Source organism: Phycisphaerae bacterium, assembly GCA_017999985.1.
Taxonomy (GTDB): Bacteria; Planctomycetota; Phycisphaerae; order UBA1845; family Fen-1342; genus JAGNKU01.
Genome location: JAGNKU010000006.1, coordinates 234358 through 250243, shown reverse-complemented (window position 1 = coordinate 250243; position 15886 = coordinate 234358). Strand labels below are relative to the sequence as shown.

Sequence of the window (15886 nt, the reverse complement as noted above, 5' to 3'; positions counted from 1 at the left end):
GCCTGCCGCGGGCGGCACCGCGAGTTGTCTGCGTGACTACTTGTGCTTCGTGTTTCGGAGGGCTTGCTCGCGGGTGGTGAGCTGCGCGTCGTCGGGCGGGGCCAGCTCGCACAGCAGCCGCCACGTCGCCGACGCGCGGTCGATCATGCCGACGTTCTGCAGCGCCAGCGTCAGGTTCTCGCGGAACGCGATCTTCTGGCCGCGTGCGGCGGCGGCTTGCTCGAACTGTTCCGCCGCCAGGTCGAACTGGTTGCGCTGGGCGAACAGCAGCGCCAGCTCGTAGTGCACGTCGACGTATTTCTCGTCGAGGTGCAGGGCACGCTGGAACGTGGCGATGGCCTCGTCGACCGCGCCCGCTTCCTTCAGGCAGATCGCCAGCTTGACCAGCGCCTTGCAGTAGTTCGGGTTGATCGCGACCGCGCTGCGGAACGCGGTGGTGGCCTCGTCGTAACGCCCGACCTGTCGCAGCAGCAGCCCGTAGCGGTAGTGCAGGTCCGCGTGGTTCGGCGAGTGCAGCAGCGCCTGTTCGTGGCGCCGCAGGGCTTCCTGCAGCAGGGTCTCGCTGTCCCCCGCGTCGATGGCCACTTCATGCTCGTCGCGGTCGCTGTCGTCGTCGCCGACGTGGCGCTGCTGCTCCGACTTGAGGTGCAGCCGCGTCGTTTCCGAGAAGAGCAGCGTCGTGCTCGGTTCGAGGCTGGCGGCCAGGTCGAACGTGGCGAGTGATTCGTGTTTGCGACCGGAGTCGTACTGCGCAACGCCCAGGCCGACGAATGCCGTCATCAGCCGGTCGTTCAGCTCCACGGCGCGGTTGAAGGTCACCGCGGCGTCGACGTAGCGCCCTTGGCGCATGTGCTGCGTGCCCAGCTTGACGGTGGCTTCGAGGAAGCTCGGCTGCGTGGCGAGGGCGGTGTGGTATTCCTCGATGGCGCGGGTGTCGTCGCCGGCTTTCACGTACAGGTCCCCGAGCCGGACATGGAAGGGGGCCATGCCCGGATACTTGTGCACCAGCTTCTCGAGCGTCACGATCGCCTCGCCCAGCCGGCCCTCCTCAACCAGGTTGTCCGCGGTCGCCAGCGTGCCGTCGTGCCCGTCCGGCTCGATCTGCAGCGCCTGCTGGTACTGCTCGATGGCGTCCACCGGCCGCTGGACCTGCAGGTATAAGTTGCCCAGGGTCAGCAGCACGTCCAGGTCGTCCGGCTCCATTTCCGCGAGGCGCTCGTACTGGGTGATCGCCTCGTTCCATTCGCCGGCCTGCATCGCGATGGCCGCCATACGCTCGTACGCGTTCCGCAACTGCGGACACAGCTCGATCGCGCGGGTATAGGCCTGGCGCGCCGCCCGTCCGTCCCCCAGCCGCTCGTGACAGAACGCGATGCCGAAGGCGATGGCCGGGTCGCGGTCGTCACAGGCTTGGGCGGCGGTCAGGGATTGGAGCGCCCGGTCGAGCCGGCCCAGCTCGTCATAGACGCACGCCAGTGCCAGTCGCGGCGGCGCCGCGCTCGGCCCGAGTTGCGTGGCGGTTTCGAAGGCCCGGCACGCCTCGGCGAGGCGCATCTCGCGCAGGTATGCCATCCCGAGCCGCATGGCCAGGTCCAGCGAGGTCGGCGACGCCGAAAAACGCGTCTGCAGCCGGCCGAGGTCATCTTCCTGCTGGCCGGGCAACTGTTTCTCGAATGCAGAGCGCAGGTCCGCGAGCAGACCCCGCCCCAGCGCTTCAAGCAGGTAGCTCATCGTCGGTCCCGCTGCGCGGCTCCGGTCGCAGCGCCGCGAGCGCGGCGCGCGCCTCCGCCAGGTTGGCGTTCAGTTCCAGAGCACGCTCGTACTCCGCGCGCGCCGCCTGCCAGTTTCCTTCTTTGCAGCACACGCCCCCCATCAGCATGTGCAAATCCGGGTAGTCCGCGCCCCGGTCGCGGGCGGTCTCCAGGTGTCGGCGTGCGTCCGCCAGCCGGTGCCCCTGCAGGGCGACGCGCGCCGCCAGCAGCAGCGCATCCACGTAGCCCGGGTTCACACGCAGCGCGGACTCCAGCAGCCGCGTGGCCGTCTCGTATTCCCCCGCCGCGAGGGCGGCGCGGCTGGCGTGATAATGGAGATCTGCGTAGTCCGGGAAATCGCTGAGCGCCGCCTGGGCCGCCTTCAGAATCTGCCGGGCCCGCTCCGGCGCGCTCGCTTCCAGGCCCTCCAGGCAGGCGCTGATCAGCTCCGGTTCATGGCCGAAGGCGACCCGCAGATTGCTCCCGCGCCGCGCGCCGGGCTGTCCGGACTGGCGTGGCCGCTCCGCGTTCGGTGGATTCATCTCCGACGCTCCCTCTCGTGTTCCGGCGGCGGGTGCCGCGCGTTTCTGCGTCTACGGGTTCCGTCGCTTCGCTTCGTCGCCGGCGGGATCCGCCGGGCGCGTCTCACGTGTGTGCCGTGACACGTCGCGCGGCACGAGAAACAGCGCCTGGCAATGGGCACAGCGCACGACCTTGCCCCGGGCAGAGTCGGCGGCGACGACCGTGCGGCCGCACTTCAGGTTGGGACAAATCATCGTTACGGGCATTGGACCATGCGTCCTCGGGGCAACGCCGCGATACAAACTCAGTCTCGTATCGGTTAGAAGCCGCCCGCCGATTACCGCGCCGCTGGAACCCCGCTGCCGGGGGTACCGCGCTGCAGGCACGCGCTGGCACGCCCGAAAACGAGCCGATTCCCGCTACCGCACGCCGCCGGCGCGACGACGCGTGAGCGGCCATCCGCGCGCCGCGGCGCGCGGGCGCGGCCTGCGCGTCCGAATACGTCGCCTCATTCAACAATACACCGTGTGCCGCGTGAGCCCGCCTACGACCGGCGCCGCTTCGTTCGCGTGATCGGACGGCGCGCCGGCGGAACCTCGATGCTGGCGCGGCCGGCGAGATACGCGCCGGTGACGGATTCCGCGGCTGCGGCCAGCTCGTCGCGCAGGCCGGCGGCAACCACACGCCCGCCGCGCGCCCCGGGGCCCGGCCCGAAGTCGACCAGGTAGTCTGCCGCCTCCATCGTGTCGCGGTCGTGCTCGACCACCACCACGGTGTTGCCCATGTCGCGCAGGCGTTCCAGCGACGCCAGCAGCCGGCGATGATCACGCGGGTGCAGCCCGATGCTGGGTTCGTCGAGAACGTACAGCACGCCCACGAGCCCGCAGCCGATCTGGCTCGCGAGCCGGATGCGCTGCGACTCGCCGCCCGAGAGCGTCGGCGCCGCGCGGTCCAGCGTCAGGTAGTCCAAGCCGACGTCCAGCAGGAACTGCAGCCGGGCGCGGATTTCCTTGAGCGGCTCGGCGGCAATGATGCTCCGCACACTGTCCAGTTCCAGGTTCGAGAAGAACCCGAGCGCGCGCCGGATAGGAAGCTGCGCCGCTTCGTGGATGTTCAGGTTCGCACTGGGGCTGCCTGGCCCGTCCGGTCGCCCGCTCAGGCGCACTGCCAGCGCCTGCTCATTCAGTCGTCCGCCGCGACACTGCGTGCACGGGGCCTGCCGCATGAATTGTTCATAGAAGCGCCGGACCATCGCCGACGTCGTCTTGCGATGCCGGGCCTGCAGCTCGGCCACCACGCCCTCGAACGTCCCGCCATGCTTCCACGTGCCGTAGCGTCCCTTCCACTCAAACGTGATGTGCGCAGCGCCCGTGCCGTACAGCAGCGCGTGCCGCGCTGCGGCCGACAGGTCGCGCCAGGGCGTGTGAAGGTCGATGTTGAGGTGTCGCGCGACACCCTCGTACAGATGTCGCCGCCAGCGCCCGGGCTTGTGACGCAAAGCCGCGATGCACGGCGCCAGGAAGTTCAGCGCCGGGTCCGGCACGAGCAAGTCGGGGTCGAAATCGTAACGCGTCCCGAGCCCGTCGCACTGCAGACACATACCCTGGGGACTGTTGAAGCTGAACATCTGCGGGTGGGGCGGTGCGAAACTGACATCGCACACGGCGCACGCGAACCCCGTGGCCAGCAGCATGTCGCGGCTTGCGACCGCCGACGGGGGCCGGCCACGGCGCACCGCGCGCGGCCCGGCGCTGCCCTCGCCCTCCACCGTCGCGATGATGACCGTGCCCTCGCCCGCCGTCAGCGCCGTGTCAAGCGAGTCCGCCAGCCGCGCGCGAACCGCGGGTCGGATCGTCAAGCGGTCCACCACAGCCTCGATGTCGTGCCGCCGGTAGCGGTCGAGGGCCGGCGGATCGGACAGGTCGACCACCTGGCCGTCGACGCGCGCCCGCACGTAGCCCTGGCGCATGAGTTCCTGAAACAGATCGCGGTACTCGCCCTTCTGGGCCCGCACCTTGGGTGCCAGAACCATGATCGGCGTGCCCTCGGGCAGGGCCAGGATGCGCGCGAGCATCTGCTCGCGCGTCTGGGCTGCGATCACCCGCCCGCACCGCGGGCAATGCTGGACGCCGGCCCGCGCGAACAACACGCGCGCGTAGTCGTGTATCTGCGTGATTGTGCCGACGGTGCTGCGCGGGTTCCAGCCACTCGTCTTTTGCTGGATGGAAATCGCCGGCGCGAGCCCGGAGATCTGGTCGACGTCCGGCTTGGGCAACTGCCCCATGAACTGCCGCGCGTACGCGCTGAGCGATTCGACGTACCGCCGCTGTCCTTCGGCGTAAAGCGTGTCGAACGCCAGGCTGCTCTTGCCGCTCCCCGAGACGCCGGTAAAGCAGATCAGCCGGTTCTTCGGAATGGTCAGGGCGACGTTCTGGAGATTATGCTCGCGGGCCCCGGCGATCTGAATCACGTCTGGCGCGCGTGTCGGCTTCATGGTGGCCGCAAATTCCATGCCGGGGATCGGTAAGCACGCGGCCACCCGCGGCGTGCGCCAGACCGGGTGGCCGCGGATTGGGCCAGGCTGGCCGGACTAGGCCGGCAACTCGATGATGGACTGCGTTTTGACCAACGTGCGCTCCTGTGGATAGGCATGGAACGCATGCACGTGGAACTCGCGGTCACGGGCCTCGTGGTCGATGTACGTGAACGGCGTGAGGTCGCCGTCCGCCCACTGCTCATACGACTGGAACCAGCCGCGCTTCTCGGTGTGCCGCAGAAGGTCGTGATGAACGGACTTGTACAGGGCCTCGTCCATCGTTTCGACCTGAGTGCTGACCAGGTAGCTCCAGCCATCGGCCGTCTTGCGCTCGTGATCGCGCTCGCCCTTCAGTCGGAAGCGCGACAGCACGCCACGCGTCGGGAGTACCTCGCTCTCGCGCGTCAGCAGCTCGGTCAGGCAGTGTGAACCGCTGGTCACGGTAACGACGTGACTTAGACCGATAATCCAGATGTCGGCATGGTAGCGCGACTGCAGCACCCGGTGGTTCGCGTAGTGCTGGAACAACTCTGGGTGGAGTGCGCGATCATACACAAATAAATGCAGATCAACAGCTTGGAGCGCCGGACTTGTGACGTCCGCGTTGTGCATCGTTCGTTCTGACAAGGGTAAAACCTCACTACTCGGTTAGGAACCTCAGTATATCACAGCCCATGCCCGAGGCCCAACAAAATCCACGGACGCCCCTAACATTCTACGTCCCTTGCGTGCGTTTCGTTCGCACCGCCGTCCTCTTGCCGCTCCCCGGAACTCCCGAGCCGCCGCAGCAGCTCGTAGTCATAAATCCCAACGTCGTGACCATCCTGCCACCGGATCCGCACCGCGTAGTAGCCGACCAGCTCGGCGCCGGCCACGGCGGTCATCGCGGCCTGTGCCGCCGGTGCGGGTATCACCGGCAACCCGCTTCCAGCCTTCGCGCCCTGCGACTCCCGGCACTGTGCACATGGACACGCCTTCCGCAGGACGGGCAGCGGAATGTCGCTCAGCCGACCGTCCGACCAGCAGATCCGCAGCGATCCGCCACGCGCTATCGCGATATCCGTCGGGCGTAAGGCTGGGTCAAGCACTCCGACAGCGCTCCCGGCGGCCCGCCCGCCGACCGCGCCCAGGCCGCGCGCGATCTGCGAGTCTCGGTCGTATCGTCAGGGGCCCCGACTGCTTGGGACCCCGTAAGTACCCCAGTAGCATCGGCCCACGCCCCCTTCCAGGCGGGCGATCTCTCAGTTCCCAGTCGCGGGCGCCGTCGTCCGCGTTCGCCGGGCGCGCTTGGGGGTCTTGGTTTCAATGTGCTTGGGATCCGTGAAGAACGATCCCAGCTTTCGCAGCCGTTCATAGCGGCGTCGTAACAGAGTCTCGGGCTTCAGCCGCCGCAAATCGCGCAGAGTCTTGCCGATCCACGCCTCCAAGTTCTTGGCGGTCGTGTCCGGGTCGCGATGGGCCGCCCCCAGCGGCTCAGGGATGATCGCATCGATCAGGTCCAGCCGCTTTAGGTTCTGGGGCGTGAGCCGCAGGGCTTCGGCCGCCAGCGCCGCCTGCTCACCCGATTTCCACAAAATCGCGGCACACCCCTCGGGGCTGATCACCGAGTAGTAGGCGTGCTCCATGACCGCGACCTGGTCCGCTACCGCGATGCCCAGCGCCCCGCCGCTGCCACCCTCGCCGATCACGACCGCCACGATCGGGGTTGGGAGGCGCGACATCTCCATGAGACTTACAGCGATCGCGCGGGCGATGCCGCGTTCCTCGGCCTCGACACCCGGGTAGGCCCCCGGTGTATCGATCAGGCAGACGATCGGCACCTTGAACTTGGCGGCGAGCTGCATCTTCTGCAGCGCCTTGCGGTAGCCGTCGGGGTGCGCGCAGCCGAAGTTGACTTCGATCTTCTCGCGCGTCTCGCGGCCTTTCTGATGTCCGATAAGCATGACGCGGTGGCCCGCCAGACGGGCAAAACCGCAGACTATCGCACGATCATCGCCATACAGCTTGTCGCCGTGCAGCTCGCAGAAGTCCTGCGTGAGCATGCGGATGTAATCGCGCGTGAGTGGCCGGCGGGGGTGGCGCGCGATCAGCACCTTCTCCCACGCGGTGAGGTCGGCATAGGATTGACGCAATGCATTCTGCAACTGCGCGCGAATCCCCGTGATGACCTCTGAGTAGTCGCGCCCGGACTCAGCCTGGAGTGCCTCGAGTCGATGGATTTCCTGCTCCATCTTTGCGATCGGCTTCTCAAACTCGAGCACGTGGGCCGTGCTGACGACGGGCGTGCTGGCACCATTGGGTTGTGTGCTCATAAGCTCCTAACCAGACAGGCCGCGCCATTCGCGGGTCTCCGACCCGCACCCAGAGTCTGCCTGCGTTAGGGCGTAATGGTACGACTTTGGACCCACCGCAGGCAAGTCTATTTTCCTGGCCGGCGCGGAATTGCGGACGGTTTTCCGTCTTCCATCCGGCGTGATGTCAACGCAATAGCTTATGAAATAACGAGTTATGAGTTTTGCTCCACAGAATTTATCGGAATCGCTCCCGGAATCCCGGTGACTAAGCCATGCTCTCTCAGTCGCTGCCAATGGACCACGCATGTTCATCAACCAGGCGACGCAGAAACCTGCCCCTGGTATTATTCACGCTCCCTTAACGCTAGTTGCAGCGCGCGGCAGCCCACGGAGGCGGACAGCGAACCATGAGCGTGTATCGAATCGAAATCGCACCGCGGATCGCCGCCGCGGGTGAGGGCACCAGTGACACGCTGGTTGCGATCTTGCGGGATGCCGGCCTGCCGGGGCTTACTTCAGCGGCCGCGACACGGCTTTTCTTCCTGGAAGGCGACCTGCAGCGCAACGACGTCGAACGAATCGCCGCCGAACTGCTGACCGACCCGGTCACCGAGGCGGCGGCGATTCATGCAGCGGGCGACCGCATCCCGGCTCCGCCACCGGGGGCCGTCGGGTTCGAGATCCAACTGCGTCCGGGCGTGATGGATCCGGTCGCCGAGAGCACGCGGGCCGAGCTGGAGGCCGAGGGTTTCGCGGTGGCAGCCGTCCGCACGGGACGCCGCTTTGTCCTGGGCGGTGCCCTGGACGAGCGCGCGGTATACGAGACGGTGGGGCGGGTGCTCGCGAACGACTGTATCGAGCAGGTGGTCCCTGGCACGGCGGGCGTCCAACCGGCGCTGCGTCCGCCGGAGTATCGCTTCGAGGTCCGGCACGTGGCCCTGTGTGATCTGGACGGACCGGCGCTGGACCGCCTGTCGCGCGAGGCCCACCTGTTTCTCTCGCGTGCGGAGATGCTGGCGATCCAGGCCCATTTTCGGGCGCGCGGGCGCGAACCGACGGACCTGGAGCTCGAGACGCTGGCGCAAACCTGGTCGGAACACTGCGTGCATAAGACCCTGCGCAGCGCGATGGTCTACCGAGGTGCGCCGCTCCCTTCGTCCGGCGCCGGCGACACCGAAACACGCCACTACGGCAATCTGCTGAAAGAGACGATCGCCCGCGCCACACAGGAGCTGATGGCGGCCCAGCGTGGCCCGCAGTGCCTCTCGGTGTTTCAGGATAACGCCGGCGTCATCGCGTTTGACGACGACTACGGCATCGCCTTCAAGGTCGAGACGCACAATCACCCGTCCGCGATCGAGCCATACGGCGGTGCGACGACCGGCATCGGCGGCGTGATCCGCGATGTGATTGGCTGCGGTCTGGCGGCCAAGCCGATCGCGAGCACGGACGTGTTCTGCGTCGCGCCGTCGGACTGGCCGCAGGCGCCGCTGCCCAAGGGTGTGCTGCACCCGTGGCGCGTGCTGCGCGGCGTCGTGCGCGGCGTGGCTGATTACGGCAATCGCATGGGCATTCCGACGGTCAACGGCGCCGTCTACTTCGATGCGCGCTACCTCGGAAATCCGCTCGTGTTCTGCGGCTCCGTGGGCCTCCTGCCGCGCACGATGGTCGAGAAGGCCGCGCAGCCGGGCGACCTGGTCGTCGTCATCGGCGGGCGCACCGGCCGCGACGGCATCCACGGCGCGACGTTCTCGTCGGCCGAGCTGACCGATACGCACGCGGACGAATTTTCGCACGCTGTGCAGATTGGCAACGCCATCACCGAGAAGCGCTTCCTCGACGCGGTGCTGCAGGCGCGCGATGCCGCGGGGGGCTGCCTGTATACCGCGATCACCGACTGCGGCGCCGGCGGGTTGAGCAGCGCCGTGGGTGAAATGGCCGCCCGGATCGGTGCGGTCGTCGAGCTCGAGCGCGTGCCGCTCAAGTACGCCGGGCTGCGCTATGACGAAATCTGGATCAGCGAAGCGCAGGAGCGCATGGTTGTCGCCGTCCCGCCGGCGAACCTGGAGCGATTCCTGGCGCTCATGCGGGCCGAGGAAGTGGAAGCGACCGTCATCGGCGTCTTTGGCCCTGCTTCGGACGCGCCGCACGCTGCGGCGGCCCGCATCGTTCTGCGTTTTCACGGCCGCGTGGTGGGCGAGCTGGACATGCACTTCCTCCATGAAGGCGTGCCGCGGCTGGAGCGTGCCGCCGAGTGGTGGCCGCCGACGGACGCCTCGGCCCTGGCTGCTACGGTGACATCGCGGGGTGCCGCCGGCGATCTCGGTGAGCGGCTGCTTGGCGAATTGGCGCGCCCCAACGTCGCTTCGCAGGAGTGGATCATCCGGCAGTATGACCACGAGGTGCAGGGCGGCAGCGTGGTCAAGCCTCTGCCCGGGCCGGGGCGCGGACCGGGTGACGCGGCGGTCTTGCGGCCGCGCCTGGCGTCGCCGCGCGCCATCGTGCTCGGCTGCGGTCTGGCACCGCATCTTGCGGACGTGGATCCGTACTGGATGGCGGCGGCGGCGATCGACGAGGCCGTTCGCAACATCGTGTGTGTCGGCGGCGACCCAGCGGCGACGGCGATTCTCGACAATTTCTGCTGGGGGCGCAGCGACGATCCGACACAGCTCGGCGCGCTGGTGCGGGCGTGCCAGGCCTGTTACGACGTGGCGACGGCCTTTGGCACGCCGTTCATCTCGGGCAAGGACTCGCTCAACAACGAGTTCGCGCTTGATGCGGCGGACGTGGAGCCGCTGTTGGCGACGCTGCGGCAACGTGCCGCCGGCGACGACGCGGACGCGCGGTGGCTGCGCGGCATTCTGCCGGCGCTCGAGGAGCGGATCCGCGCCCGGCGCCGCTTGGCAATTCCCGCCACGCTGCTGATCAGCGCTCTGAGCGTGGTCGCCGATGCGGAGCGGTGTCTCACGCCCGACCTGAAGCGGCCCGGCAGCGACATCCTGCTGGTTGGTGGCCTGCCACCGATCGGGTTCTCGTTCGCCCAGGCGGCGCGCATTCACGCGACGGTCGCGGAGCTGATGCGTCGCGGGCTTGTCGCGGCGGCGCACGATGTGTCCACGGGCGGCTGGCTGGTAGCCCTGGCGGAAATGGCGATCGCGGCGGCGCACGGCGCCACCGTGCCTGATCTGCCGGCCGCGGGATCGGGCCCGTTCGACGAGCTGTGCGCCGCGTACTTGGTTGAAACGCCCGAGCGGCGCGCCGTGGAGGCCGCGTTGTCGCAGGCGGCGGTCGCCGGCCGCGTCATCGGCAGCGTCACGGACGCCGATGTGCTCCGCTGCGACGGGCACGCGGTGAAGGTCGCGGCGCTTGCGGCGGCGTGGCGTGGCGTCCGATCATGAGGCCCTGCAGGGCTCGGGTACTCAGTTATGGGGCGGGGCGCGGCGGGTCCGGATCCGGTGGCGGCGACCCGGGCGGCCGGGGCGTGGTCCTGGCGCGGCGCGTACGCAACTCAGCCCCCAGCCAGAACAACACCGCGCCGGCGATCACGGCCGTGACCAGGATCCCGCCGCCGAGCCAGAGGGTCTCGTTGTCCGCCAGGCTCACGTATCGGGTCCTCCAGGCGTGCTGCTGTTACGGTACGGGCCGCAACTATAGAATAGGAGTCTGCGCGAGGGAAGCGCCGCCCGAGGATTAGCCCGTGTTTGCCGGATCGGACGCATGAACCCCGAGCCTCCCGTCACCGCCGCGTCGACCGTCGCGGGCCAGCGCGTCCTGCTGCAGGCGCTGCGCCGCCGCCGCCGGCGCGTGCTGTGGCGTGTGGCCGTGTTCGTCGGGCTGACGCTGCTGATGGTGGTCTTGTCGGTCGTGAATCGCGATCGGGAGGCGATTCAGACCTGTCGTACGCGCATGGAAACGGCGGCGCGCGTCCTGCGCAGCCACCACGCCGATTGGCTGCGCGACCCGCAGAAGTTTCCGCTGCCGGCCATCGCGTCCGAGCTGGGCGACGTGTGGCGCCTGCACGTGCTCGAGAACTGGCGCTTCACTGAGCACGCGGCGTTTGCCCGCGAAGTCGGTGTGTGCTGTTGCGAACGGCCGCACAACCGCCTGTTCCTGCCGGCGGGGCGTCATGTCATCATCTACAACGTCTCGCAACAGGAATACTACGTGCGCTGGATGGACGAAGCCGACCTTGCCCAGCGGGCCGAGGAGCTGGGGTTGCGCGTCCGCGTGGGCCCCTGAGTTTCGCGGTGCGCTCGCGCGCCGGATGGTGTGTGGCATGGACCTGTTCGAGTATCGCGGCGGACAACTGCATTGCGAACAGTGCGCGGTCGACGACCTGGCCACGCGTTTCGGCACGCCGCTGTACGTCTACTCCGCCGGCACGTTGCGCCTGCACTTCGAACGGCTGCGCAGCGCGTTTGCCGAGCTGAATCCGCTGATCTGCTATTCGGTCAAGTGCTGCCCCAACCTCCACATCCTGCGGTTGCTGCAGTCGGCCGGCAGCGGCTTTGACGTCGTCAGCGGCGGCGAGCTGTACCGGGCGCGGCGCGCAGGGGCGGAGGCAGCCCGGATCGTCTTCGCGGGAGTCGGCAAGACGGCCGCGGAGATGGAGGCGGCGCTGCAAGCGGGCGTCGGGCTGCTCAATGTCGAATCCGCGCCGGAACTCGAACAACTCGGCGCGGTGGCTCGTCGACTGGGGCGCACTGCCCGCGTCGCGGTGCGGATCAACCCCGACGTCGATCCGCAGACGCACGCTTACACGACGACCGGGACGAAGGAGACGAAGTTCGGCGTCGCGCTGGAGCAGACACCCGCGCTGTTCGAGCGTTTCGCGCGCCAGCCGGGGCTCGACATCTGTGGATTGCACCTGCACATCGGCTCGCCGGTTTACGACCCGCGCGCGTACGTGCTGGGCATTCAGCGCGCCCTGGAGCTCATGGACCGGCTGCGCGCCGCCGGCTTCCAACTCGACACGCTGGATATCGGCGGCGGCTTCGGCGCGCACTACAAGGGCGGCGAGGCCCCCAACGCCAACGCGTACGCCGCCGCAATCGTCCCGCTCCTGCGCGGACGTGGGCTCCACGTAATCCTGGAGCCGGGACGCTCGATCGCCGCGAACGCCGGCGTATTGCTGGCGCGCGTCCTGTGGACCAAGGACACGGGTCGCCGGCGGTTCGTGATCGTCGATGCTTCGATGAATGAGCTGATTCGCCCGGCGCTCTACAGCGCCTATCACTTCATCTGGCCGGTACACGCCGGCGACCGCGTTCCGTCGGATTTCGCGCCCGACCAGCCGTTCGCCGGCCTGGCCCCCTGTGACGTGGTCGGGCCCGTGTGCGAGAGCGGTGACTTCCTCGCGAAGGACCGCCGGCTGCCACCGCTGGCGGCCGGCGACCTGCTGGCCGTCTTTACCTGTGGCGCCTACGCCATGGCCATGGCGAGCCAGTACAACTCCCGGCCGCGGGCCGCCGAGGTGCTCGTGACGGGCGGCACCGCGGAACTCATTCGCCGGCGCGAGACGTACGCCGATCTCGTCGCGGCGGAACAGTTCGACAGCGCCTGAGGCCCTGACTATGCTCCTGGCATGAACATCTGCCACGGTCTGGAGAAGTTCGCCGCGCCGCCCGCGGGGGTCGTGCTTTCGATCGGCAATTTCGACGGCGTGCACCGTGGCCATGCGCAGTTGCTGGCGACGGCCCGGCAGGTGGCACTGCGGCTCGGCGCGGAAGTCGCCGTGCTGACGTTTCATCCGCATCCGTTGGCGGTGCTGGCCCCCGAGCGGGCCCCGGCTGCGCTCGGCACGCTGGGTGAAAAGCTGGCGCTGCTCGCGCGGCTGGGCGTGGCGCACGCGATCGTGGTGCGCAGCGAGCCCGCCTTCCTGGCTCAGCACGCCGACGATTTCCTGGCCAGCCTGGTCGCGCACTGTCGGCCGCGCGCGCTGGTCGAAGGCCCGGACTTCAATTTCGGCCGCGGCCGCTCCGGCAACAATGAAACGCTCGCCGTGCACGCGGCGCGCTGGGGCTACGAGCTCCACGTCGTGCCCGCGCTCCGCTGCGCCGAGCTGCCGACGCATCCGACGATCAGCAGCTCGTCGATTCGCCAGGCGCTGCGCGATGGGCGCGTCGCCGAGGCGCATGCCATGCTCGGGCGACCGTACCGCATCGTGGGCCGGACGGGCGGCGGCGACGCGCGCGGGGCCCGCCTGGGCTTTCCGACCGCGAACCTGCAGGACGTGCGACAGCCGCTGCCGCAGGAGGCCGTGTACGCGGCGATTGCCCAGCTCGAAGACGACGCGCTGCACTTGGCCGCGGTCAACATTGGTCCACAGCCCACCTTCGCGCAACAGCGGTCGCGCGTCGAGGCGCATCTGCTGGACTTCCGCGGGGACCTGCGCGGGCGGCGTGTCGGTTTGCATTTCCTGGAGCGCCTGCGCGAACAGCAGCACTTCTCCGGACCGGACGAGCTGGCGGCCCAACTCCGACAGGATGTGGCCGCCACGCGGGCGCTGGCGGCGCAGGTGCCGCTCCTCCGCGCCGCCGGCGTGATCCCGCTTTAGATCGCCGAGTGGCTCATGCCGCCACGCCCCGCGCGCAAAGAAAGGAGCCGGACGTGGCGTCCGGCTCCTCGGATCAGCTACTTAGCTGGCGGCGTCGCGAACTAGCGCCGACGCAGGACCAGGCCCGCGAGGCCCAGCAGCATCAGGCTGGTGGGCTCGGGCAGGAACTTGAACACGCCGCCCTGGAGGCCAGCGGGCGAGGTGCCGTTGGTGTAGTTGATGTCCTGGAAGCTCGGGATCAGGATCTCGTAGGTCTTGCCAGGCGTGCCCTGGATCGCACCGATGAGGGCCTCGCTGCTGCGCGGCTGGGTGGTGGTGCCCGCCAACCAGGTGCTCATCATCTGCGCATCAACGCCCGTTGCCAGGTTCGTGATGCCGTTCGCCGTCACCGCCACGAACGCCTGCGGGTTCATGTGGAACTCGGCATAGCCCGGAGGCGTGCAGGTGCCGTCCCAGCGCTTGCGGGACATGCCCGGCGTCGTGTTGCCCTTGTCGTTCTGGACGTACCAGGCGGCGTCGATGGCGGCCGGCTCGGTCGTGCCGACTTCGCGGACCAAGACCTTCAGACCGTTGATGGTCACGCCCTTGGGTTCGGACTCAAACCGCAGCCAGATGTAGGCGAAGTCACCGGCCGGGATCTCGATCGGCGTGGCAACCGTGCCGGGAAGCGTGCCCAGCGGCGGATAGTTGGTCACGGTGAAGTGGCCATAGTAGAAATCGTACGCGTTGATGTTGTCGCCACCCGGTGTGACCGTGCTGAACGTGGGCTGGAAAGCATTGGCTGCGTTATCCAAGCCATAGCCCGCGCTGGCAGGGGTTGCGAAGACGCGGACGTCCGCGCTCGCCGTCGCCACAAGTGCCAACATCGCAACAAGACACAGTGCTTTCTTCATGGTGCGGTTCTCCCTTTCCAAAAGTGCCAGTGGAGGTATGCTTCCAGCCTCCTGAGACCGTGTTCTTACTTGGGTGACATACACCCTTTTGTTTACGCACAGGTTTTACGCCTCGCAAATTTGGGATTTCAAGTGCGGGCGGCGCAAGTTTTTCCGTGCGAATATCGGGCGCATGGCCCGCGCGGGCTCGAAAACGCGGTTCCGGGGCCGAAACCCGTACCGGCGCGTCCGTGGAGGGTATGACCGAATTCCGGGTGCGTCCCGTAAAAGGGCCGGGAGCGGACCCGGCGGCATTCGGGTATGGCAAACGGAAAGTAGGCGAGCGGCTTGCTGACGCAAGCCCCAGGGGACGCTCGTGGCCAAGCAGGTGTCCGACGCGCCCCGGATGAAAACCGACGTGCTGGTGGCGCCGCCGCAACCGTTCTCGCGGTGGCGCGGTCGGAGCGGTGTCGCTGCAAATAGAAAGGAGCCGGGCTCAACACCCGGCTCCTGGGATCAACTACCGAGCTGGTTGAAGCGTGGTCCGCGAATTAGCGGCGACGCAGCACCAGGCCCGCGAGACCCAGCAGCATCAGGCTGGTGGGCTCCGGCAGGAACTTGAACACGCCGCCGGCGATTTCGGTCGGCTGCGGATCAGCGCTGTAATTGATGTCGAGCAGGCTGGGGATCAAGATCTCATAGGTCTTGCCCGGCATGCCCTGGACGGCGCCCAAGAGGTGGACGCTCGACCGCGGCTGCGTCGAGGTGCCGGCGAGCCAGGTGCCCATCATCTGCGCATCGGTGCCCGTCGGCAGGTTGACGAGCCCGTTCGCCTGAACGGACACGAAGGCCTGCGGGTTGTTGTGCCACTCGGCATAGCCCGGAGGCGTCGCGGTGCCGTCCCAGCGCTTGCGGGACATACCAGGGCCGGTGTTGCCCTTGTCGTTCTGGACGTACCACGCGGTTGTGACAGCGGCCGGGTCGGTCTGGCCCAGCTCGCGAATGACGACCTTCAGGCCGTTGATCGTGGCGGCCTTGCGCTCGGACTCGAAGCGCACCCAGATGTAGGCGAAGTCGCCTTCGGGGACTTCAACCGGCGTAATGGCGTCGCCGGCCGGCGTCGAGAGCGTGGGGTAGTTGGTCACGGTGAAGTGGCCATAGTAGAAATCATACGCGTTGATGTTGTTGCCGTCCGCCGTCACGGTGCTGAACGTCGGCTGGAAGGCATTGGCCGTGATGTCCAAGCCCATGCCGGCGCTGGCTGGGGTCGCGAAGACGCGGACGGTCGCGCCTGCGCTGGCCACCATCGCCAAAAGTGCAATTACACACAGTGCTTTCTTCATAATCTCCTTCTC

The 15886-nt window shown here is 68.0% G+C and carries 14 protein-coding genes; 4 read left to right on the top strand and 10 right to left on the bottom strand.

The window, feature by feature from the left end:
- Positions 1 to 36 precede the first annotated feature (36 nt).
- From KA383_10155 to KA383_10125, 7 genes are all read right to left on the bottom strand, one after another.
- Positions 37 to 1731: a tetratricopeptide repeat protein gene (locus tag KA383_10155; GenBank protein ID MBP7746487.1), complete on the bottom strand. Its 1695-nt coding sequence runs from the start codon at positions 1729 to 1731 to the stop codon at positions 37 to 39.
- Positions 1715 to 2293 carry a tetratricopeptide repeat protein gene (locus KA383_10150; protein MBP7746486.1) on the bottom strand — a complete coding sequence of 193 codons (579 nt, stop codon included), beginning with the start codon at positions 2291 to 2293 and terminating at the stop codon, positions 1715 to 1717. The genes KA383_10155 and KA383_10150 overlap by 17 nt, the downstream gene beginning before the upstream one ends.
- Positions 2294 to 2344: 51 nt before the next feature.
- Positions 2345 to 2539 (bottom strand): hypothetical protein, encoded by a 195-nt coding sequence (locus KA383_10145; GenBank protein MBP7746485.1) that lies wholly within the window; start codon positions 2537 to 2539, stop codon positions 2345 to 2347.
- Between the two features lie 278 nt (positions 2540 to 2817).
- The gene (gene uvrA / locus KA383_10140) at positions 2818 to 4767 is read right to left on the bottom strand and encodes an excinuclease ABC subunit UvrA (GenBank protein ID MBP7746484.1); all 1950 of its coding nucleotides are present in this window, start codon (positions 4765 to 4767) and stop codon (positions 2818 to 2820) included.
- Positions 4768 to 4863: 96 nt separating this feature from the next.
- Positions 4864 to 5436: a DUF2617 family protein gene (locus tag KA383_10135; GenBank protein MBP7746483.1), complete on the bottom strand. Its 573-nt coding sequence runs from the start codon at positions 5434 to 5436 to the stop codon at positions 4864 to 4866.
- Between the two features lie 80 nt (positions 5437 to 5516).
- A complete protein-coding gene (locus KA383_10130; GenBank protein ID MBP7746482.1) occupies positions 5517 to 5897 on the bottom strand; it encodes a DUF971 domain-containing protein in 381 nt (126 codons plus the stop codon).
- A 153-nt stretch (positions 5898 to 6050) separates the two neighbouring features.
- Positions 6051 to 7121, bottom strand: coding sequence for an acetyl-CoA carboxylase carboxyltransferase subunit alpha (locus KA383_10125; protein MBP7746481.1), 1071 nt, complete (start codon positions 7119 to 7121; stop codon positions 6051 to 6053).
- A gap of 389 nt (positions 7122 to 7510) precedes the next feature.
- On the opposite strand from KA383_10125, the gene KA383_10120 reads away from it, so the two are divergent.
- A complete protein-coding gene (locus KA383_10120; GenBank protein ID MBP7746480.1) occupies positions 7511 to 10501 on the top strand; it encodes a phosphoribosylformylglycinamidine synthase in 2991 nt (996 codons plus the stop codon).
- A gap of 25 nt (positions 10502 to 10526) precedes the next feature.
- On the opposite strand, the gene KA383_10115 is transcribed toward KA383_10120, so the two are convergent.
- A complete protein-coding gene (locus tag KA383_10115; GenBank protein MBP7746479.1) occupies positions 10527 to 10706 on the bottom strand; it encodes a hypothetical protein in 180 nt (59 codons plus the stop codon).
- Positions 10707 to 10820: 114 nt separating this feature from the next.
- On the opposite strand from KA383_10115, the gene KA383_10110 reads away from it, so the two are divergent.
- From KA383_10110 to ribF, 3 genes are read left to right on the top strand one after another with little or no spacing between them, the layout of a single operon-like run.
- The gene (locus KA383_10110; protein ID MBP7746478.1) at positions 10821 to 11342 is read left to right on the top strand and encodes a hypothetical protein; all 522 of its coding nucleotides are present in this window, start codon (positions 10821 to 10823) and stop codon (positions 11340 to 11342) included.
- A 37-nt stretch (positions 11343 to 11379) separates the two neighbouring features.
- Positions 11380 to 12666 (top strand): diaminopimelate decarboxylase, encoded by a 1287-nt coding sequence (gene lysA / locus KA383_10105; protein MBP7746477.1) that lies wholly within the window; start codon positions 11380 to 11382, stop codon positions 12664 to 12666.
- Positions 12667 to 12687: 21 nt separating this feature from the next.
- Positions 12688 to 13659, top strand: coding sequence for a riboflavin biosynthesis protein RibF (gene ribF, locus KA383_10100; GenBank protein MBP7746476.1), 972 nt, complete (start codon positions 12688 to 12690; stop codon positions 13657 to 13659).
- Positions 13660 to 13760: 101 nt separating this feature from the next.
- Here the strand turns inward: ribF and KA383_10095 are convergent, their stop codons facing one another.
- Positions 13761 to 14552 (bottom strand): PEP-CTERM sorting domain-containing protein, encoded by a 792-nt coding sequence (locus KA383_10095; GenBank protein ID MBP7746475.1) that lies wholly within the window; start codon positions 14550 to 14552, stop codon positions 13761 to 13763.
- A gap of 530 nt (positions 14553 to 15082) precedes the next feature.
- Positions 15083 to 15874, bottom strand: coding sequence for a PEP-CTERM sorting domain-containing protein (locus KA383_10090; GenBank protein MBP7746474.1), 792 nt, complete (start codon positions 15872 to 15874; stop codon positions 15083 to 15085).
- Between the last annotated feature and the right edge of the window lie 12 nt (positions 15875 to 15886).